Below are 18,793 nucleotides of genomic sequence, written 5' to 3' on the forward strand. Positions count from 1 at the left end.
CGTGCCCTCGCGTTCCCCATATGTGCGCGCATGGCCGAACTCGTTATCCGCAGGGGGCTGGAAGAGCCCGACACCACCGGGCAATTCGTGCCCCACAAGCCCAACCGCCCGGAGAAATCCATGGGCGGCAAGCGCTTCGAACTGGTGAGCGACTATACCCCCGCAGGCGACCAGCCGACGGCGATCGCCGAATTGACCGAAAGCGCGAAGGAGGGCGAACAGACCCAGGTGCTGCTCGGCGTGACCGGCTCGGGCAAGACCTTCACCATGGCCAAGGTGATCGAGGAATTGCAGCGCCCGGCGCTGATCCTGGCCCCCAACAAGATCCTCGCCGCGCAGCTTTACGGGGAATTCAAGAGCTTCTTCCCCAACAACGCAGTCGAATATTTCGTCAGCTATTACGACTATTATCAGCCCGAAGCCTACGTTCCCCGCTCGGACACCTATATCGAGAAGGAAAGCTCGGTGAACGAGGCGATCGACCGGATGCGCCATTCGGCCACGCGTGCGCTTCTGGAGCGCGACGACGTCATCATCGTCGCCTCTGTCAGCTGCCTCTACGGTATCGGCTCGGTCGAAACCTATTCGGCGATGATCTTCGACATCAAGAAGGACGAGACGGTCGACCAGCGCGAGCTGATCCGCAAGCTCGTCGCGCTGCAATACAAGCGCAACGATGCAGGCTTCGCGCGCGGCAATTTCCGGGTGCGGGGCGACAATCTCGAACTCTTCCCCAGCCACCTTGAGGACACCGCCTGGCGGATCAGCTTCTTCGGCGACGATATCGAGGAGATCGCGGAATTCGACCCGCTGACCGGCAAGAAGGGGCAGATCCTCGACAAGGTGCGCGTCTATGCCAATTCGCACTACGTTACCCCCGGCCCGACAATGAAACAGGCCGCCGAAGCGATCCGCTTCGAACTGACCGAGCGGCTGAAGGAATTGAACGAGGAAGGCCGCCTGCTCGAAGCCCAGCGGCTGGAACAGCGCACCAATTTCGACCTCGAAATGATCGCGGCCACCGGCAGCTGCGCGGGGATCGAGAATTACTCCCGCTTCCTGACCGGTCGGCTTCCCGGCGAACCGCCGCCAACCCTGTTCGAATATTTGCCCGAAAATGCGCTTCTTTTCGTCGATGAAAGCCACCAGACCGTGCCCCAGGTCGGCGCGATGGCGCGCGGGGACCATCGCCGCAAGATCACGCTGGCCGAATACGGCTTCCGCCTGCCGAGCTGTATCGACAACCGCCCTCTGCGGTTCAACGAATGGGACGCGATGCGCCCGCAGACCTTTTGCGTTTCGGCCACGCCGGGAAGCTGGGAGATGGAACAGACCGGCGGCGTCTTCGCCGAACAGGTCATCCGCCCCACCGGCCTGATCGACCCGCCGGTCAATATCCGCCCCGTCGAAGATCAGGTGCAGGACTGCATCGAGGAGTGCAAGAAGACCGCCGCGCAGGGCTATCGCACGCTGGTGACCACGCTCACCAAGCGCATGGCCGAAGATCTGACCGAGTTCATGCACGAAGCGGGCGTCAGGGTCCGCTACATGCACTCCGACGTCGAGACGCTCGAACGCATCGAACTGATCCGCGACCTGAGACTGGGCGTTTACGATGTGCTGGTCGGCATCAATCTCTTGCGCGAAGGGCTCGATATTCCCGAATGCGGCCTCGTCTGCATTCTCGATGCGGACAAGGAAGGCTTCCTGCGCTCCGAAACCTCGCTGATCCAGACAATCGGCCGCGCCGCCCGCAATGTGGACGGACACGTGATCCTCTATGCCGACCGGATCACCGGATCGATGGAACGCGCGATGGCCGAAACCGGCCGCCGCCGCGAGAAGCAGCGCGAATATAACGAGGAACACGGGATCACCCCGCAGACGATCAAGCGCCAGATCGCCGACATCGTCGCGCACACTGCGGCGGGCGACGGCGTCACCGTCGACACCGGGGACGACGAGCGCAACAACCTGGTCGGTCACAATCTGCGCGCCTATATCGAGGATCTGGAGAAGCGCATGCGCAATGCCGCCGCCGATCTCGAATTCGAAGAGGCGGGTCGCCTCCGCGACGAGATCCGCCGCCTCGAAAACGACGAACTCGGCCTTGGAGAACAGGACAAGAAAGCGCCGCTGGTCGGTCGCAGCAACGAAGGCAAGCCGGGCACGCGCAAGACGCGGTACGGCAAGACGCGCTACAAGAAGATGGGCGGCAAGCCGTAGCTGTGCGACGCCATCCATATCTGTGGATAACTTATTGCATAAAAACAGACGCTTGATGAAATATGCCAATTAGACGACAGGCTTGGAATTTTTGAGCGCCGGTCTTTCTTGATCATTAGCAAGCTGCATCGAATGAGGCAGACATGATCGAAACTTTCGCCGACAAGGAAGCAGAACGGCTCTGGTCTGGTCAGTGCAGCAGGAAGCTGCCGCCTGACATTCAGCCACGTGCCTTAGCCAAACTCGCCATTCTTGACGCTGCCGAAACGCTCGACGACCTCAGGCTGCCGCCCAGCAACCGGCTGCACGCACTCTCTTCCGACCGTGTCGGACAGCATTCGGTTTCAATTAATGCGCAATGGCGTATATGCTTTCGTTGGAAAGGCGGACACGCATACGATGTCGAAATCGTCGACTATCACTGATCGCTCCGATTGGCTGCATATCCCCCATGCGGGCGAATTGCTCGTGTCCGAATTCATGGAGCCGCTTCAGCTTGATACCTCTGCTTTGGCGAAATCCATCGAGGTCGATCAGGCGCGCCTCCAAGCCCTGATCGACGGTAGTGAGCGCGTCGACGGCGAGCTCGATCTTCGCCTTACCCGTTATTTCCGCATGTCCGAAGGATACTTCCTTCGTCTCCAGACCAGCGCCGAGCTGCGTATCGCGAAGCGCGCTTTGAATGGCGAACTCGATCGTATTCAACCGCGGGCCGCCTGAGATTGATGGGTCAAATCCGCGCGTTTACCTAGCGCGTCGGCCCTGCCATAACCTGAGCCATGAAGTTCCCCGTCGCGCTGGCCGCTCTCACTCTCACCGCCGTCCCGTCCGCTTCCTTCGCGCAGGAGCAACCAAAAGCGGAAACCGTTGGCGAAATCATACCGCAGGTCAAAAGCCGCGATCTGATCGGCACGTTCGGCGGCAAGCGCGTGTCCTATACCGCCACCGTCAAGGAGAACGTCTTGTTCTCCGAAGACGAAACCAAGGCCGAGGCGGTGATCGTCACGACCAGCTATGTCGCCACTCCGCGCGACACCTCGCGCCCGGTCTTCTTCCTGTTCAATGGCGGGCCGGGCTCGGGATCGGTCTGGTTGCAGATGGGCGCCTTCGGGCCCAAGCGGGTCGCGATACCCGGCGATGCGCGCGACGATGGCGCGCCGCCCTACCCCATCCTCGACAATCCTGACAGCCTGCTCGACGTCGCGGACCTCGTCTTCATCGATCCGCCGGGCACCGGCTTCAGCTATCTGACCGAAGGGACCGACCCCAAGAAATATTACGGCATCAGCCAGGATGCGCGCGCCGTGGCGGACGTGATCCGGTTGTGGCTGAACGAGAACGGTCGCTGGAACAGCCCGAAATATCTCGGCGGGGAAAGCTACGGCACCACTCGCACCGCCGCCGTCGTCAACGAGCTGGAGGCGGGTACGTTCAACGATGTCGGTCTGAACGGCCTTGTCCTGATATCGACCATTCTCGATTTCGCCGGGCGCGAGCCGACGCCGGGTAACGAGCTGGCCTATGTCGTCACCCTCCCCAACATGGCCGCCGCCGCCTATTATCACGGCAAGGTGCAGGCGCCTTCGGTCGAGGCGATCGTGGAGGAAGCGCGCCGTTTCGCCATCGGGCCCTATGCTTCCGCGCTGCTCAAGGGGCAGGACCTGCCCGCTGCCGAGCGCGCCGCGGTTCGCGCGGAGATGGCGCGGCTGACCGGCCTGTCCGAAACCTATCTCGACCAGGCCGAATTGCGCGTGACGGACCAGCGGTTCTACAAGGAATTGCTGCGCGATCGCGGCCTCACGATCGGGCGGCTCGATGCGCGCTATACGGGCCGCGATTTCGACTCCGCCGGCGAGACGCCCGATAACGATCCGAGCTTCTATGGCATCGATGCAGGCTATACCGCCGCGATCAACAGCTGGCTGCGCGAAACGCTCGGCTTCGAAACGCGCCGCGAATATCAGTCGATCGGGTTCGAACCGGGCCGCAATTGGGACTGGACGCTTGGCCAGGGGCGCGGTGCCTATCTCAACGTCGCGCCTTATATCGGCAAGGCGATGCGGGAAAATTCCGGGCTGCGCACCTTCGTGGCGCAAGGCTATTACGATTTCGCCACGCCGTTCTTCGGCGCGGAATATTCGCTGAACCGCGTCGGCATCCCGCAGGACCGGGTGGAGTTCCATTATTACGACGCGGGCCACATGATGTATGTGCGCGAAGAAGACCGCGCGAAGCTGTCGCGCGATCTGCGCGCCTTCATCCGTGCGCGCTAGGCTGGGGATAGCGGACTTGCATGCCGGGCATGATGGGGATTAGCGGGGCCGCGATGCGTCGCTTCCTTCCGTTCCTGCCGCTTCTGGCCCTTGCCGCCTGCAAGCCGCCCGCATCGGACGATTACGTCGCGCGCATCCCGATCGACGAGCGGGAAGCGCCCGCCGATCCGATCCAGTCGCCCGACACCGAAGACGCCGCCTGGGTGGAAGGCCAGCCGCGCGAGGGCGCGGTGGAGCGGATCATCTACGGAAAGCCCGGTGAGCGGCCCTTAATGGCGCTGTCCTGCCTCGATGATGAGGATGGCACGCGCGTTGCCTACGAACGGCTGGTCCGCGCCGATCCGCGCGCGCAGGCGATCCTGGCCCTGATCGGCAATTCGCACGTCACGCGGCTGTTCGTGGATTCGACCAAAATGGGCGAAGCGTGGATCTGGCGCGGCGCCAGCCCGGCGGACGAGCCGGGGCTCGACGCGCTGACCGGCGGGCGCTCGGTCGAAGCGACGGTGCCGGGCGCGGGTTCGGTCATCCTGAATGCCAGCCCGCTGCCGGGCGAACTTATCGATCGCTGCCGGGCGCGGCTGCGGGCGAAGGATCGCGCGCCAGATCGGGCAGAGCCTGCGGCGTGAGCACTTGCGGCAATTGCCGCGCCTCGCTCCCCGGCGGATACCAGAGATAGAGCGGAACGCCCGCCGCGCCCTGATCGGCGAGGAAGCTGGCAATCGCCTCGTCCCGGCGCGTCCAGTCGCCGCGCAGGGTTACGACGCCCGCTTCTTCGAATGCGGCACGAGTCGCCTCGCGCTCGATCGCGACGCTTTCATTGACCTTGCAGGTGACGCACCAATCGGCCGTAAACCAGACGAAGACGGGACGGCCCGAAGCACGCGCTTCTGCCAGCGCGCTTTCGGAAAAAGGTTGGGGATCGAGCAGGCTGTCCGCAGCGGAAACCTCGCGCGCGAGGGGCTGACTGGCGCTCCACCATCCGAGGAGAAGCGCAGCCACGAGCGCGGCCCAGCCGAGCCTGTTGCCCCGCGCCAGAAGCACGACCAGTCCCGCCACCACGAGGATCGCAATCAGCGCCGCCAAGCCGACGAATGTCCACCCGCCGAGCCGCCAGACCAGCCATCCCAGCGCCACCACCGTCAGCCCCATGGGCAAGGCCATCCAGGCGCGAAACCGCGCGAGCCAGGGGCCGGGGCGCGGTAGCAGCCGTCGAAGCCGGGGCACGAAACCGACTGCGACGAAGGGCAGCGCCAGCCCGACGCCCAGCGCCACGAAGATCGCCATGCCCTCCAGCGGAGCGAGCACCAGAGCCGCGCCAAGAGCGAGCGCCATGAACGGCCCGGTGCACGGCGTCGCGACAAAGGCGGCGAGGAGGCCGGTGGCGAAGGATCCGCTCGTACTCGGCCCCCGGCCCGAAATGGCGAAGCCGGGCAGTTCGAACAGGCCGAGGAAATTGGCAGTGATCGCGGCGGTCAGGGCGAACAGCGCCAGAACCACGCCCGACTCCTGCAATTGAAACGCCCAGCCGACCTGCTGGCCCGCCGCTCGCAGGGTCATCACCAGCGCGCCCAGCACGGCGCAGGCGAGCACCACGCCCGCCATATAGGCCAGCGCATCATGCCGCGCCGCCCGCTCGTCACCGCCCGCTTTGGCGAGAGCCAGCGCCTTCAGGCTGAGGATCGGAAAAACGCAGGGCATGATGTTGAGCAGCAATCCGCCTGCGAAAGAAGCGAGGATCAAGAGCCAGAGCGACGGCAATTCCGCTTCGGAGGCGAGAGGCATCGCGCCATCGATGGAGATCGACTGCGGGACGGCATCGAACCGCAGCCCCTCCCCGTCGCCGAAGCCGATAATGCCGGACAGGCTGGCAAGGCCGCTCCCTTCCGGCGCTGCGCCTGCCAGCGGGATATCCGCAACCAGCAGGTTGCCTTTGCGCACGAAACGCTGGGGCGCTGCATAATCCACACGCGCGCCGCCCCCCAGATCGCTCTGCCGCACGAAAATATGCGGATCGCTCAGCGCCAGATCGGCAGGCAGGGGAATCGCGACGCGCAGCGTCTCGCCGACGATTTCGAACCCGCCCTCGCGGTCCAGCAGGGGCGCGACCTCGGCTCGCCAGCGGTCGAAATCGCCACCGCGCGTCGCTTCCAGGCGCGCATCCTGCGGCACGCAGATCCGGTCGGTGCAGGCGAGATAGGCGACGAACCCCGTCAACGGCGCGTCGAGCGCGGCGGCATCGGACCCCACCCGGACGGGGACGAGCACCGTGTAATCGCCTTCGTAGATGTGGTTCATCAGCCCTGCGATCACGAGCCGCTCGGGCACGGGATAGATCGGCTCGCCCATCGTCCAGCCGTCCGGCAGGTCCAGCGTCAGGTCCATGCCCTGCCCCGCATCGCCCGGATTGGCGTAATAGCCGTGCCATTCGGGCGCGCTGGGCCGGAAGCGCAAGGCAAGCATCCACTCCTCGCCCGCCACCGGCGCGCCATCGGCATAAAGCGCCACCGCCATGTTCGCATCGCCGAAGCGCGCGTCCTGCGCGCGGACCGGCTGTGCCCCCAACGGCTGGGCAACGAGCGAAAGCAGGACGACGAGGCACAGCGCCAGAGCGGCGCGAAAATCCGTCAATATCCTTGCCTCGCTCACGCGGCAGGCTCTACTGCCCGGACGTGCGCCGCGCAACGAGCTAAGGAGCCCCGACATGGCCGAGAACGATACCTGCGATCTGATCATAATCGGTGGCGGCCTCGTCGGCATGACGCTGGCGCTGGCTGCGGCGACCAAAGGGATCACCAGCCACGTGGTCGACCGCGCCGATCCCGCCGATCTGACGGCGGAAGGTTTCGACGGGCGCGCTTCCGCCATTTCTACCGCCAGCTGGCGCCTGTTCCGCCATATCGGCCTGGGCGACGCGCTGGAGCCGTTCGCCTGTCCGATCGAATCCATCGCCGTCACCGACCAGATGAAGCCGGGCCGGATCGACTTCACGCCCGAACCGCATGAAGGCTCGCTCGGTCGGATGTTCCCGAACCGCCAGCTGCGGCTCGCTCTGTTCGAAGCCGCGCGCGCCGAGCCCGCGATCCAATGGCACGAACGCGCCGAAATCGTGGCGCGAGAGCGCGGCGAGCATGGCGTTTCGGTCACTCTCGCGGACGGCAGCGTGCTGAAGGCCGCAGTGATGGTCGGCGCGGAAGGGCGCGGATCGCCCACGCGCGAGGAGGCGGGGATCTCGATCGCCCAGTGGCAATACGATCACCGCGCCATCATCGCCGGGCTCACGCATGCCAAGCCGCATGACGGGGTGGCGTGGGAAATCTTTTACCCCGCAGGGCCGTTCGCGCTTCTGCCGATGCGCGACGGGGAAGACGGTTCGCACCATAGCGCGCTGGTCTGGACGGTCGATGAAAAGGATGCGGCGGGCACGCTCAAGCTCGGCGACCGGGCCTTTCTGGCCGAAGTCGAGGAGCGGATGCACGGCATTCTGGGCGCTATCACCGACGTCGGCCCGCGATCGAGCTTCCCGCTCGGCTTTCATCACACCGCCACCATTACCGATCGGCGCCTCGCGCTGGTCGGCGATGCCGCGCATGGCATCCACCCGATCGCGGGCCAGGGCCTCAATCTCGGCCTGCGCGATGTCGGCGCGCTGGTGGAGGTGTTCGAAGAGGCACTGCGGCTCGGCCTAGATCTCGGCGATGCGCAGGTGCTGGCGCGGTACGAGCGCTGGCGCGGGCTCGACAGTTTCATGGTGGCGCTGGCGACCGACGGGCTGACGCGCCTGTTCGGCGTGCCCGGCAAGACCGCATCGGCCGTGCGCCGCTTCGGCATGGGCGGCGTCCAGCGCATCGGCCCGTTGAAGGACTGGTTCATGGACGAAGCGCGCGGGATCACCGGCGACCTGCCGGAGCTGCTGCGCGCCTGAGATTTCAGAGTTCGGGCGCGCCCTGAACCGGGCTTGCCTGTTCGATCCGGTTGCCCGCCCCGTCGCGCAGGCGGCGCGGTTCGAGAACGGCGGCGGTCTCGATCAGGTCGAGCGCGCGCTGGGTGGCCGCATATTGTTCGGCGCGCGCGATCCATTGCGCGGCATTGTCCGCACCGGGCAGATTGCGCACTTCGGCGATGGCCGCTTCGGTGCGTCCGCTTTCGAGGAACATGCGCGCCCGGTCGAGGCGCCGTTCGGGCTGCGGCGACGGCGTGCTTTCGCGGCGAACGACGAAGAGCTGCGACAATTCGCTGCGCACGAGATCCCAGCTGAACCGGCGATCGGGTTCCGACAGGCTGGGTGCCAGCCCGTCGAGCCGGGCCGTCAGCATGTCGAGCGTGATCGGGTTGCGCGACTGGTCGATGATGGTGCGCACGGCATTGGGCATCGCGTCACCGAAGCGGAGCCGCAACTGATCGGCGAGGAAGCCCAGCTCCGCCCCCTTTTCGATGGCGCGGCGCGTGGCGAAGGCGATCAGCAACCCTTCGGCGCGGGCGGTGTTGCCTGCCGTCGCCTGCGCCTGAAGGTCGAGCCGGGCCAGACGCTGTTCCGCGGCGGCCAATCGCTGGTCGATCCCGCCCTGCTGGTCCACCACGCGCTCCACCGCGGCGGCCTGGCGCGCGGCATTGGTGGCGCTGGCGCGCGGTGTCGGCGTGGGCGAGGCGGTTGCCTGCGCCGCTTGCGCTGTCTCGCCAGCCATCATCGCCGCTTCGGCCTGTGCCGGATCGCTCTCGGTCCCGGCCTGCGCCCCCGCCTGAGCGTCGAAATAGCGATAGGTTCCGTAACCGATCACCGCCCCGCCCAGCAGGAAGGACGCGGTGAGCGCGATCAGCACCGGGCGGAAGGATTTGCGCCCCGATCCGGCACCGCGATTGGTATAAATGGTATCGTTCATTCAGGTCCGCTTGCGATCCCGCGCTGTTGTACCTTTTGCCCCCGCACCGGAATGAACCGGCGCGCCTTTACCCTGCCTTACTACACACTTGCGCGGCCAAGGCCAGCAGAGCCGCGTCCTCCGGCCGCTCTGCGATGTGGACGGCGCGCCAGCCGGTCCCGATCATAGGCACCAGGCGCGGTCCGATCAGGACCGGTTCGAAGCTGGACCGATCCAGTCCGAGACGGTCGCATTCCGAAGCGAAATGGCCTGCCAGCTCGGCGGAATGCAGCACCACCACGCCGCCCGTGCGCATTTGCTCGGCGAGCGCCGGAGCGATCGGCAGATGGCGTACGCGATAGACGATGACGTCCGTCACCGCGATCCCGGCAGGTACATCGAGCGCGATGCGCGCTTCCCCGCACAGGCGCATAAGGTCGAGATTACGCCCGGCCAGCGATGCGACGACAGGCGCCAGCCCGCCCCGCCCAACCGTTTCGACGGTAAAACCGGCAGCGCGCGCGGCTTCGGCCGTCGTCTCGCCGACACAATGAACGGGCCGATCGCGCAAGGCCGCAAGGCCCGGCCCGCCGTGGCGAAACACGTTGGCGCTGCCGATCAGCAGGCCGTCGAAAGATCGTGCGGGCGCTTCCCAGGAAACGGGTTCCACGCGGGCGAGCGGCTCGCCTTCGATACCAAGGCCGATGGCGCGGGCATTCGCGGCGCTCACGCTCCAGCCCGGTTCGGGGCGGAGCAGGAAGGCCGGACGGCTCACGCCGCGCCTTCGAACAGGGCGCGGACCTGTTCGGGCGCTTCCTTCAGCAATGTTTCGGCCAAAATGCGCGGGCCTTCGCGATCGTCACGCGCCATGCGCGCTTCGTCCTCGATCCGGATCGCGCCTTCCGCACTGTAGATCGCGGCGCGCAAAACCAGCTCTTCGCCCTCGATCCGGCTGAGCGCGGCAACCGGGCTGTGGCACGATCCGCCCAGTCCGGCGAGCAGCGCGCGTTCGGCCATCACCTCGTCATGGCTCGCGCGGTGGTCGATCGCCGCGAAGATATCTTGCATCGTCTCGTCCCCGGCGCGGCATTCGATGCCGATCGCGGCCTGGCCGGGCGCGGGCAGCCAGTCTTCGGGATCGAGCCGCGTACCGACCGCATCCTCGCCCAGCCGGTTGAGGCCTGCAGCGGCAAGAAAGGTCGCATCGACTTCTCCGGCGGCGAGCTTCGCCATGCGCGTCGCGACATTGCCGCGAAACGTGACCACGCGGCAATCGGGCCGCCGGTGCAGCAATTGGGCGGCGCGGCGCGGTGCGCTGGTCCCGATAGTGGCGCCTTGGGGCAGAGCCACGACCGTTTCGGCGCCGAGCAATCGGTCCGCCCGGTCCTCGCGTTCCAGAATGGCGATGATCGAGAACCCCTCCGGCCGGATCGTCTCCACATCCTTCATCGAATGCACTGCACCGTCGATCCAGCCCTCTTCCAGCCAGATGTCGAGCTCGCGCGTCCAAAGCGCCTTGCCGCCGATTTCCGCCAGCGGGCGGTCCTGTATCCTGTCGCCGCTGGCGATCACCGGCATCAGGTCGACTGCGCTTTCGTCCCAGCCATGCGCCGCGCACAGGCGCGCTCTGGCTTCGCTCGCCTGCGCCATCGCCAGAGGCGAACGGCGCGTGCCGAGGCGGATGGGGCGATCGAGACGAGGGGTTTGGGAATTGGAGGCTGGCATCGCGTCGCCTTGCCCTAGCGGTGTGGGTCGCTAAGGGAAAGTGCGATGGGCCTGGTACTGGGAATAGAATCGAGCTGCGACGAAACCGCGGCGGCGCTCGTCACGAGCGACCGCACGATTCTGGCGCAGCGCATCGCCTCGCAGGACGCGGAACATGCACCCTATGGCGGCGTCGTCCCCGAAATCGCGGCGCGCGCCCATGCCGAGCGACTGGCCCCGATGATCGATGCGGTGCTGAAGGATGCGGGCAAGACGCTTGCCGATTGCGACGCCATCGCCGCCACGGCCGGGCCGGGCCTGATCGGCGGCGTGATGGTCGGCCTGGTGAGCGCCAAGGCGCTGGCGATGGCGAGCGAGACGCCGCTGATCGCAGTCAATCATCTGGAAGGCCACGCTCTTTCCCCGCGCCTCAGCGATCCCGATCTCGGCTTTCCCTATCTGCTGCTGCTGGTGTCGGGCGGACATTGCCAGATCCTGCTGGTCGAAGGCGTGGGCAACTATCGCCGCCTCGCGACGACGATCGACGATGCGCTGGGCGAAGCCTTCGACAAGAGCGCCAAGGTGCTGGGGCTCGGCTATCCCGGCGGCCCGGCGGTGGAGCGGCTGGCGAAAGAGGGAGATGCGGCGAATGTGCCTCTGCCTCGCCCCCTGCTCGGTTCGAAGGAACCGCATTTCTCCTTCGCGGGGCTGAAAAGCGCGGTGCTGCGGGCGAAGGATGCGGGCATCCATTCCAATGCCGATATCGCGGCGAGCTTCCAGCAGGCCGCGCTCGATTGCGTGCTCGATCGGCTGGCATTCAGCGCGGATCGGATCGATCCTGTGCCCGCCCTCGTCGTTGCCGGGGGCGTGGCGGCCAATGCCGCGATCCGCGCGGGTCTGGAGGAATTCGCACAGACGCGCGGGATGCGTTTCGTCGCTCCGCCGCCCAGCCTCTGCACCGACAATGCGGCCATGATCGCCTGGGCGGGATGCGAGCGACTGGCGCTGGACGGGTTCCGGCCCGATCCGCTGGACATCGCCGCAAAGCCGCGCTGGCCGCTGGACCCGGATGCCGAACCGGCGCGCGGCGCGGGCGTGAAGGCATGAGCGCGACCGGTTCCTCTCCCTCGGTCGGCGTCATCGGCGCAGGCGCCTGGGGCACGGCGCTCGCCCAGATGCTGGCGAGCGACGGGCGCGACGTGCTGCTGTGGGCGCGCGAAGAGGCTCTGGTCGAGGAAATCAATTCCGCGCGCACCAATTCGGTCTATCTCCCCTCCGCGCAGTTCGCGCCGACCATCCGCGCTACCAGCGATCTGGCCGAGATGGCCTATCTCGACGTCGCTCTGGTCGTCACGCCGGCGCAGCATATGGGCAGCGTTCTGGAAGCGATGCCCAGCCATCCGAACGATCTGGTGCTGTGTTCGAAGGGGATCGAGGCGAGTACCGGGCGGCTGATGAACCACGTCGCGCGCGATGCCGCGCCCGGTTCGGCCATCGCCGTGCTGTCCGGGCCCACTTTCGCGCACGAAGTCGCCGAAGGTCTTCCCACCGCCGTCACCCTGGCGTGCGGCGGGGGCGAGGATCAGTGGGACCGGCTCGCATCCCTGATCGCCCGGCCAGCCTTTCGCCCCTATTTCTCGAACGATGTCGCGGGCGCGGAAATCGGCGGTGCGGTCAAGAACGTGCTCGCCATCGCCTGCGGCGTGGTGGACGGGCTCGACCTCGGCCAGAACGCCCGCGCCGCCCTGATCGCACGCGGCTATGCCGAAATGCTGCGCTTTGGCGAGGCGCTGGGCGCGCGGGCGGAGACGCTGGCGGGTCTGTGCGGACTGGGCGATCTGGTGCTTACCTGCTCGTCCACCTCCAGCCGCAATTTCTCGCTCGGCAAGGCGCTTGGCGCAGGGCGCAGCGCCGCCGATCTGATGGCGGATCGCCGCACAGTGGCGGAAGGCGCACACACCGCGCCGGTCCTCGCGCGCATGGCGCGCAACATGGATATCGCCATGCCGATCGTCGCCGCCGTCGAACGCCTGCTGGACGGCGCGGAAGCGCGCGGTGTGGTGTCCGACCTGCTTGCAAGACCGTTGCGCGCGGAACGCAGCGCCTGAGCATGGGCCTGCCACCGACAACCCCCAATGTCGGGCCTGTCCCCGGCACCCCGACCGGTACGCCGCCGGAAGAGCCGGACGGCGATATCGCTGCGCTGGCCAAAGGTGGTCGCACCAATTTCTTCGGCTTCCTCCTGCGCCTTGCCGCGCGCCTGCCCTTCCTCTTCATCGCCGGACGGCTCTACGGCGCGGCGGAACTCGGCCGGTTCGCCTCGGCCCTCGTTGTGGTCGAACTCGTCGCGCTCCTGTGCTCGCTCGGCGAAAAGCGCGGGCTTGCGCAGCGCCTGGCCGAAGGCGAGGGCAAGACGCATCCCACCAATGTCGTCTTCGACGGCATTCTGCTGGCGACGCTGTTCTCCTCACTCGCCGCCCTGTTCTTCTGGCTGGTGCCCGCGCCGCTCTTCCCGTCGGGCGAGTACAACTGGCTCGACCTGCTGATCGTGCTCGCCATTCCCGGCTACGCGCTGACCGAGATCGTCCTTGCCGCCCAGGCCTATAAATACGACATCGCCACCACCGTGAGGGCGCGAGCCGTGGTAGAGCCGTGGACGATCTCGATTATGGCGGGGGTGTTCTATTTCATCCCCGCCCTTCAGTCTTCCGGCCTCAATCTGGCCTATCTGATATCGATCTACGCCGGTCTGGCGGTAGGTCTGTGGTCGTTCCTCAAGAGCTATGGCCTCCCCAAAGGCTGGCGCCCGCGCCCGCACGCCATGAGCAAAATGACGGTGCGCGCCCTGCCGCTGGCGACTGCGGACGCGATCGAATGGGGCACGCGGCGTATCGACATCTTCCTCCTCGGCCTGTTCGCCGCGCCCGCCGCCGTGGGGGTCTATTATGTGGCGCAGCAGGTCGCGAGCCTGCCGCAGAAGCTGAAGACGAGCTTCGAGCCGATCCTCGGCCCGGTCATCACCAAAAATCTGAAAACGAAGAATTACGTCAAGATCGCGCAGCAGGTCTGTCAGGTCGGATTCTGGATCACGGCGATGCAGGCGGGGATCGCACTGGCGCTAGGCGTGCCGGGCGAGGCGGTGATGGGCTTGGTCGGCCCGAATTTTGTCGGCGGCACCGGCGCGCTCGCTTTCCTCCTCGCCGCCGAGGTCGTCGCGGCGACGGCGGTCGTGTCGGAAGCCGCGCTGATCTATGTCGCGCGGGTCCGCAATCTTTGGATCTCCATCGCCACCATCGCCTTCCAGGCGGTGCTGACTGTGGGACTGATCCTGCTGGTCGACGAACTGCAATATCCCGAACCGTTCAAAGCCGCCGCCGCCGCGATCGCGCTGATGATCGCGCTCGGCCTCGCAAGTCTCGTCAAGGCGATCCTGCTCGGGCGGATTCTGGGCCATCCGGTCAACAATTGGCGCTGGGCGGTGGTGTGGGCGGCAGCGCCCGCCGTGGTGGTGGGCTACGGGGTGACTCGCCTTCCCGAATGGGCGGAGCTGGTCTTCGGCATCCCGGCGATCCTGCTGACCTATGGCTGGGTGATCTGGCGCAAGGGCTTCGGGCCTGAGGACCGCGTCCTCTTCCGCCGCAACGTGGCCCCCGACACCGATTGAGACACAGGCCAGGCGGGCAAAGCCCCCTTTTGCTCCGCGCCCACGCTCGCTAAGGCGCGGGACATGTCCCTTCGCCCAACACTTTTTCTTGTCGCCGGTGCCGCGCTCGTCGCGGGAATCGGCTATGTCGCGGGCCAAAGCTATGGCGCCGGTTTTCTCGCGTCCAAATCCTCCGAAGTCGAAGCTGCTATCGCTTCCGCCGATGGCGGGACGGTGACGGCCCGGCTGATCAACCCGCTGGGATCGCCCACGCGCCATCCCGTCCTCGAAAATGCCGGATCGCTGCCGGAAGCCAAGCGCGCGCGCGTGGCCGAAGCTGTCGCCGCCGTACCGGGTATCGGCGGCGTTTCCTGGGCGGACGGATCGGCCACTGCGCAGGCCGGTACGCTGCAATACACGCCGCTCCACTGTCAGGAGGATGTCGAAGGGCTTTTGCGCTCACGCTCGATCCGGTTCGAGGAAGGCTCCGCCGCGCTCGATCCGGCGAGCCGCGTTCTCCTCGACGAGGTCGCCGATGCGCTGCGCCCCTGTCTCGGATCGATCATCGCGATTACCGGGCACACCGACAATACCGGGCCCGAGCCCGGCAATCTCGCCTTGAGCCAGGAACGGGCGCGCACCGTGCGCGAAGGCTTGGTCGTTCGCGGCATTCCGCGAGACGGGCTGCGCGCACGCGGGATCGGATCGCAGGAGCCGGTCGAGGGACTGGCGCCCGGCGATCCGGCCAACCGGCGCATCGAATTCTCGGTCATCGCCACCGAACCGCTCGTCCCCACGCCCGTCGATACGCCGGGAGCCCGCTGATGCCGATCTGGTTCGAAATTACCGTGATTATGCTGAGCGCCTATGGGCTGGGCGTGGCGGCGGGATGGGCGCTGTGGAACCGCCCTGCCCCCGACAGGCCCGAATTCGACAATGACGATACTGACGGAGACGCATGATGATGGAGATGATTGAAGCGAACTGGCCGCTGCTGCTGGTCGCCTTCCTGATCGGCCTCGCGATCGCGTGGTTCCTTTTCAATGCGAGCCGCCGGACCAAGGTGACGGGCGAACGGCAGGACGTGCTCGACGAAGGCGCCGCGCCCGCTGCGCGCAATCAGGCGTTGATCGATTCCGCTCCCGCCGCGGGCGCTGCGCCATCCCCCTCTCCGGCTCCGACTGCCTCCGCCACACGGAAGGAAGCGCCCTCGACTGTGCCGCCCGCGACGCCCATGGGGCTGGCGGGAACGGGCGCGGCGGTTTCCGCCAGCGTAGAAGACGCGCAGGAAACCCGTGCGGAAGAGGTCGTGGATACGCCTTCTTCAACAGAGACGCCTGCGCCCGCACAGCCCCAAGCTCCGGTACCGGCTCCTGCCACCGCGTCGCTGAATGCGGATGGGAAAGACGATCTGACGCGTCTCAAGGGCGTCGGCCCCAAACTTGCCGCCACGCTGGAAGGGCTCGGCATCACCTCGCTGGAAACGATCGCGAACTGGGACGATGCCGAGATCGATCGCGTGGATTCCAAGCTTGGCCGCTTCCAGGGCCGCATCAGGCGCGACGACTGGGTCACGCAGGCCCGCCTGCTTACCGGCGGAGACAAAGCCGCCTACGAAGCCAAGTTCGGACGGCTCGATTGATTTATGTTACAGCTTGACGTCCTCTCCTAGACCCCTAGCCTTGCGACTCGGCGCGAAACTTCGCGAGCGATGGGGGATGAGAGGAGAACGGAACTATGGGCCAGCCAGTCATTCTCGTTGCGGAAGATGAAACGATCGTCGCCTGGGATCTGTGTGCCACGGTAGAAGAAGCGGGCTATACGGTCGAAGGGCCCTATACCGATATCTCCTCCGCCATGCTCGCCTATCAGAAGCAGAAGCCCGACCTCGCTATCCTCGATGTGCAATTGGGAGACGGCAACGTCTTCCCGCTGGCCGAACAGATGATGGCCGAAGATATTCCGGTGATCTTCCATTCGGGCAACTACACGCCGGGCGAGGTGTCCGAACGCTTCCCGCAATCGCATGCCCTGGCCAAGCCCTGCCCGCCCGCCGCCATCATCGATTCCGTCCAGAACGCCCTGCGCTGAGCAAAAATTTCGAGCGCAGCGCGACCGCCGTCGCTCGCGTCCCCTTGAAGCACCCCTCCAAGCCTGCCATCTCTTAGCCAACGAGATGAGGAGATAATATGGCTGGCATGGTGCCCTTCGCATGGGACGATCCCTTCGCCCTGGACGACCAGTTGAGCGAAGACGAACGCATGATCCGCGACGCGGCGCATGCCTTCGCGCAAGGCGAATTGCAGCCGCGCGTTCGCGAAGCCTTCAGCTCGGAAAAGGACGCGCCCGAACTGTTCCCCCTGATGGGTCAGGCCGGCCTCCTGGGCGCGACCATCCCCGAGGAATTCGGCGGCGCGGGCGCGGGCTATGTCGCCTACGGGTTGATCGCGCGCGAGATCGAGCGGGTCGATAGCGGCTATCGCTCGATGGCGAGCGTCCAGTCGAGCCTCGTGATGTATCCGATCCACGCCTACGGATCGGACGAGCAACACCGCAAATACCTGCCCGGCCTTGCCAGCGGCGAACTGATCGGCTGCTTCGGCCTGACAGAACCCGATGCGGGCAGCGATCCCGGCTCGATGAAGACGGTCGCGAAGCAGGATGGCGACGGATACGTCATTTCGGGGTCCAAGACCTGGATCTCCAACTCCCCCTTCGCCGACGTCTTCGTGGTTTGGGCCAAGAGCGAGGCGCATGGCGGCAAGATCCGCGGCTTCGTTCTGGAGAAGGGGATGGAAGGGCTCTCCGCACCCAAGATCGAAGGCAAGATGAGCCTGCGCGCCAGCACCACCGGAATGATCGTGATGGACGAGGTGCGCGTGGGCGCCGATGCGCTGCTTCCCAATGTGGAAGGATTGAAGGGGCCGTTCGGCTGTCTCAACCGCGCACGCTACGGCATCAGCTGGGGTGCGATGGGTGCGGCGGAATTCTGCATGCACGCCGCGCGGCAATATGGGCTCGACCGGCACCAATTCGACGTGCCGCTGGCGTCCAAACAGCTCTACCAGCTGAAGCTGGCCGACATGCTGACGGACATCGGCCTTGGCCTGCAGGCGAGCCTGCGCGTCGGGCGTCTGATGGACGAGGGCAAATTCGCGCCCGAGATGATCTCGATCGTCAAGCGCAACAATGTCGGCAAGGCGCTGGACATCGCGCGCAAGGCCCGCGACATGCATGGCGGCAACGGGATTTCCGAGGAATATCAGGTGATCCGTCACATGGTGAACCTGGAAACGGTCAACACCTACGAAGGCACGCACGATGTCCACGCCCTGATCCTGGGCCGGGCGATCACGGGCATTCCGGCGTTCTGACTTCCAATTCCGCGCGCGCCGGACCTACGGCGCGCGCCATGCATTGGGAGAGGTGATGACCCAAGACATTCGCCTGCACGGCTATTACCGCAGTTCCACCTCCTATCGCCTGCGCATCGCGCTGGAATTGAAGGGGCTCGCCCATGAATACGTGCCCGTCAATCTGCTCAAGAGCGAACAGAAGGACGAGGCCTACCGGGCGCGCAACCCGTTCGGATCGGTGCCGATGCTGGAAGCGAAGGGGCGCGACCGGGCGCAATCGATGGCGCAGCTCGAATGGCTGGACGAAGCCTATCCCGATACGCCGCGCCTGCTGCCGTCCGATATCGAGGATCGCTTCACCGCGCGCGAGCTGGCCTATGCGATCGCCACCGAACTCCACGCGCCGCTGAATCTTCCGGTGCTGAAATATTTGAAAGACCCGCTCGGCCATTCGCAGGACGAGGTCGACACCTTCTACCGCCATTTCCTGGCCCGCACGCTCGATCCGCTGGAAGAGCGATTGGCCCAGCTCGACACGAAGGACTTCCTGTTCGACCGCCCCGGCCTGTTCGAAGTCGTTCTGTTGCCGCAGATCTACAATGCACGGCGCTTCGATTTCGGCTTTGCCGACAAGCCGCATATCGCGCGGATCGAGCGATCCTGCCTCGCCATGACCGAATTTCAGCGCGCCCATCCCGGCGCGCAGCCCGACAATCCCGAAAACACCTGAGAGGA

The 18,793-nt window shown here is 66.0% G+C and carries 19 protein-coding genes; 15 read left to right on the plus strand and 4 right to left on the minus strand.

All coding sequences use genetic code 11. The features are described 5' to 3' along the window. Positions 1–30 precede the first annotated feature (30 nt). The 5 genes from uvrB (at position 31) to A3736_RS13385 (ending at position 5,125) form a co-directional block, all read left to right on the plus strand. Positions 31–2,226: an excinuclease ABC subunit UvrB gene (gene uvrB, locus A3736_RS13370; protein WP_067683894.1), complete on the plus strand. Its 2,196-nt coding sequence runs from the start codon at positions 31–33 to the stop codon at positions 2,224–2,226. 143 nt (positions 2,227–2,369) lie between these two features. Next, the gene (locus tag A3736_RS16755) at positions 2,370–2,651 is read left to right on the plus strand and encodes a type II toxin-antitoxin system RelE/ParE family toxin (protein ID WP_082851493.1); all 282 of its coding nucleotides are present in this window, start codon (positions 2,370–2,372) and stop codon (positions 2,649–2,651) included. Next, positions 2,626–2,946, plus strand: a complete 321-nt coding sequence (locus tag A3736_RS13375) for a HigA family addiction module antitoxin (protein ID WP_067683957.1) — start codon at positions 2,626–2,628, stop codon at positions 2,944–2,946. Before A3736_RS16755 ends, A3736_RS13375 begins: the two co-directional genes overlap by 26 nt. A gap of 59 nt (positions 2,947–3,005) precedes the next feature. Next, positions 3,006–4,499: a S10 family peptidase gene (locus tag A3736_RS13380; protein WP_067683897.1), complete on the plus strand. Its 1,494-nt coding sequence runs from the start codon at positions 3,006–3,008 to the stop codon at positions 4,497–4,499. A gap of 53 nt (positions 4,500–4,552) precedes the next feature. Next, a complete protein-coding gene (locus tag A3736_RS13385; RefSeq protein WP_156502127.1) occupies positions 4,553–5,125 on the plus strand; it encodes a hypothetical protein in 573 nt (190 codons plus the stop codon). Here A3736_RS13385 and A3736_RS13390 read toward each other — a convergent pair. Then, complete coding sequence (locus tag A3736_RS13390) at positions 5,055–7,127, minus strand: protein-disulfide reductase DsbD (RefSeq protein WP_067683903.1); 2,073 nt, start codon at positions 7,125–7,127, stop codon at positions 5,055–5,057. The two genes, A3736_RS13385 and A3736_RS13390, sit on opposite strands and share 71 nt — an antisense overlap. 73 nt (positions 7,128–7,200) lie before the next feature. On the opposite strand from A3736_RS13390, the gene A3736_RS13395 reads away from it, so the two are divergent. Beyond that, positions 7,201–8,421 (plus strand): UbiH/UbiF/VisC/COQ6 family ubiquinone biosynthesis hydroxylase, encoded by a 1,221-nt coding sequence (locus tag A3736_RS13395; RefSeq protein WP_067683908.1) that lies wholly within the window; start codon positions 7,201–7,203, stop codon positions 8,419–8,421. Positions 8,422–8,425: 4 nt separating this feature from the next. On the opposite strand, the gene A3736_RS13400 is transcribed toward A3736_RS13395, so the two are convergent. The 3 genes from A3736_RS13400 to hemC form a co-directional block, all read right to left on the minus strand. Then, complete coding sequence (locus A3736_RS13400) at positions 8,426–9,376, minus strand: hypothetical protein (protein WP_067683911.1); 951 nt, start codon at positions 9,374–9,376, stop codon at positions 8,426–8,428. 67 nt (positions 9,377–9,443) lie between these two features. Further along, the gene (locus A3736_RS13405; protein WP_067683914.1) at positions 9,444–10,130 is read right to left on the minus strand and encodes a uroporphyrinogen-III synthase; all 687 of its coding nucleotides are present in this window, start codon (positions 10,128–10,130) and stop codon (positions 9,444–9,446) included. Further along, positions 10,127–11,080, minus strand: coding sequence for a hydroxymethylbilane synthase (hemC, locus tag A3736_RS13410; RefSeq protein ID WP_082851496.1), 954 nt, complete (start codon positions 11,078–11,080; stop codon positions 10,127–10,129). The genes A3736_RS13405 and hemC overlap by 4 nt, the downstream gene beginning before the upstream one ends. A gap of 45 nt (positions 11,081–11,125) precedes the next feature. On the opposite strand from hemC, the gene tsaD reads away from it, so the two are divergent. The 9 genes from tsaD to maiA all read left to right on the plus strand — a co-directional run bounded on the left by tsaD (position 11,126) and on the right by maiA (position 18,788). Then, positions 11,126–12,166 carry a tRNA (adenosine(37)-N6)-threonylcarbamoyltransferase complex transferase subunit TsaD gene (gene tsaD / locus A3736_RS13415; protein ID WP_067683917.1) on the plus strand — a complete coding sequence of 347 codons (1,041 nt, stop codon included), beginning with the start codon at positions 11,126–11,128 and terminating at the stop codon, positions 12,164–12,166. Next, positions 12,163–13,167 (plus strand): NAD(P)H-dependent glycerol-3-phosphate dehydrogenase, encoded by a 1,005-nt coding sequence (locus A3736_RS13420; protein WP_067683920.1) that lies wholly within the window; start codon positions 12,163–12,165, stop codon positions 13,165–13,167. Before tsaD ends, A3736_RS13420 begins: the two co-directional genes overlap by 4 nt. A gap of 2 nt (positions 13,168–13,169) precedes the next feature. After that, positions 13,170–14,723 carry a lipopolysaccharide biosynthesis protein gene (locus tag A3736_RS13425; RefSeq protein WP_156502128.1) on the plus strand — a complete coding sequence of 518 codons (1,554 nt, stop codon included), beginning with the start codon at positions 13,170–13,172 and terminating at the stop codon, positions 14,721–14,723. 63 nt (positions 14,724–14,786) lie between these two features. Next, positions 14,787–15,527 (plus strand): OmpA family protein, encoded by a 741-nt coding sequence (locus tag A3736_RS13430; protein ID WP_067683922.1) that lies wholly within the window; start codon positions 14,787–14,789, stop codon positions 15,525–15,527. Further along, a complete protein-coding gene (locus A3736_RS17710; protein WP_197465607.1) occupies positions 15,527–15,664 on the plus strand; it encodes a hypothetical protein in 138 nt (45 codons plus the stop codon). Before A3736_RS13430 ends, A3736_RS17710 begins: the two co-directional genes overlap by 1 nt. Next, positions 15,664–16,344: a hypothetical protein gene (locus tag A3736_RS13435; RefSeq protein ID WP_067683969.1), complete on the plus strand. Its 681-nt coding sequence runs from the start codon at positions 15,664–15,666 to the stop codon at positions 16,342–16,344. The genes A3736_RS17710 and A3736_RS13435 overlap by 1 nt, the downstream gene beginning before the upstream one ends. 95 nt (positions 16,345–16,439) lie before the next feature. Further along, complete coding sequence (locus A3736_RS13440; protein ID WP_067683924.1) at positions 16,440–16,793, plus strand: response regulator; 354 nt, start codon at positions 16,440–16,442, stop codon at positions 16,791–16,793. A 107-nt stretch (positions 16,794–16,900) separates the two neighbouring features. Further along, entirely contained in the window at positions 16,901–18,076 is a 1,176-nt protein-coding gene (locus A3736_RS13445) for an acyl-CoA dehydrogenase (protein WP_067683927.1), read from the plus strand. A 67-nt stretch (positions 18,077–18,143) separates the two neighbouring features. Beyond that, positions 18,144–18,788 carry a maleylacetoacetate isomerase gene (gene maiA / locus A3736_RS13450; protein ID WP_067683972.1) on the plus strand — a complete coding sequence of 215 codons (645 nt, stop codon included), beginning with the start codon at positions 18,144–18,146 and terminating at the stop codon, positions 18,786–18,788. Positions 18,789–18,793: the final 5 nt, after the last annotated feature.

Origin of the sequence: Erythrobacter sp. HI0063 (genome assembly GCF_001635685.1) — a bacterium.
Taxonomy (GTDB): domain Bacteria; phylum Pseudomonadota; class Alphaproteobacteria; order Sphingomonadales; family Sphingomonadaceae; genus Qipengyuania.

Coding starts and splice junctions, on each gene's coding strand:
- uvrB (WP_067683894.1), top strand. CDS start 31: ATGGCCGAACTCGTTATCCGCAGGGGGCTGGAAGAGCCCGACACCACC.
- A3736_RS16755 (WP_082851493.1), top strand. CDS start 2,370: ATGATCGAAACTTTCGCCGACAAGGAAGCAGAACGGCTCTGGTCTGGT.
- A3736_RS13375 (WP_067683957.1), top strand. CDS start 2,626: ATGTCGAAATCGTCGACTATCACTGATCGCTCCGATTGGCTGCATATC.
- A3736_RS13380 (WP_067683897.1), top strand. CDS start 3,006: ATGAAGTTCCCCGTCGCGCTGGCCGCTCTCACTCTCACCGCCGTCCCG.
- A3736_RS13385 (WP_156502127.1), top strand. CDS start 4,553: ATGCGTCGCTTCCTTCCGTTCCTGCCGCTTCTGGCCCTTGCCGCCTGC.
- A3736_RS13395 (WP_067683908.1), top strand. CDS start 7,201: ATGGCCGAGAACGATACCTGCGATCTGATCATAATCGGTGGCGGCCTC.
- A3736_RS13400 (WP_067683911.1), bottom strand. CDS start 9,376: ATGAACGATACCATTTATACCAATCGCGGTGCCGGATCGGGGCGCAAA.
- hemC (WP_082851496.1), bottom strand. CDS start 11,080: ATGCCAGCCTCCAATTCCCAAACCCCTCGTCTCGATCGCCCCATCCGC.
- tsaD (WP_067683917.1), top strand. CDS start 11,126: ATGGGCCTGGTACTGGGAATAGAATCGAGCTGCGACGAAACCGCGGCG.
- A3736_RS13420 (WP_067683920.1), top strand. CDS start 12,163: ATGAGCGCGACCGGTTCCTCTCCCTCGGTCGGCGTCATCGGCGCAGGC.
- A3736_RS13425 (WP_156502128.1), top strand. CDS start 13,170: ATGGGCCTGCCACCGACAACCCCCAATGTCGGGCCTGTCCCCGGCACC.
- A3736_RS13430 (WP_067683922.1), top strand. CDS start 14,787: ATGTCCCTTCGCCCAACACTTTTTCTTGTCGCCGGTGCCGCGCTCGTC.
- A3736_RS17710 (WP_197465607.1), top strand. CDS start 15,527: ATGCCGATCTGGTTCGAAATTACCGTGATTATGCTGAGCGCCTATGGG.
- A3736_RS13435 (WP_067683969.1), top strand. CDS start 15,664: ATGATGGAGATGATTGAAGCGAACTGGCCGCTGCTGCTGGTCGCCTTC.
- A3736_RS13440 (WP_067683924.1), top strand. CDS start 16,440: ATGGGCCAGCCAGTCATTCTCGTTGCGGAAGATGAAACGATCGTCGCC.
- A3736_RS13445 (WP_067683927.1), top strand. CDS start 16,901: ATGGTGCCCTTCGCATGGGACGATCCCTTCGCCCTGGACGACCAGTTG.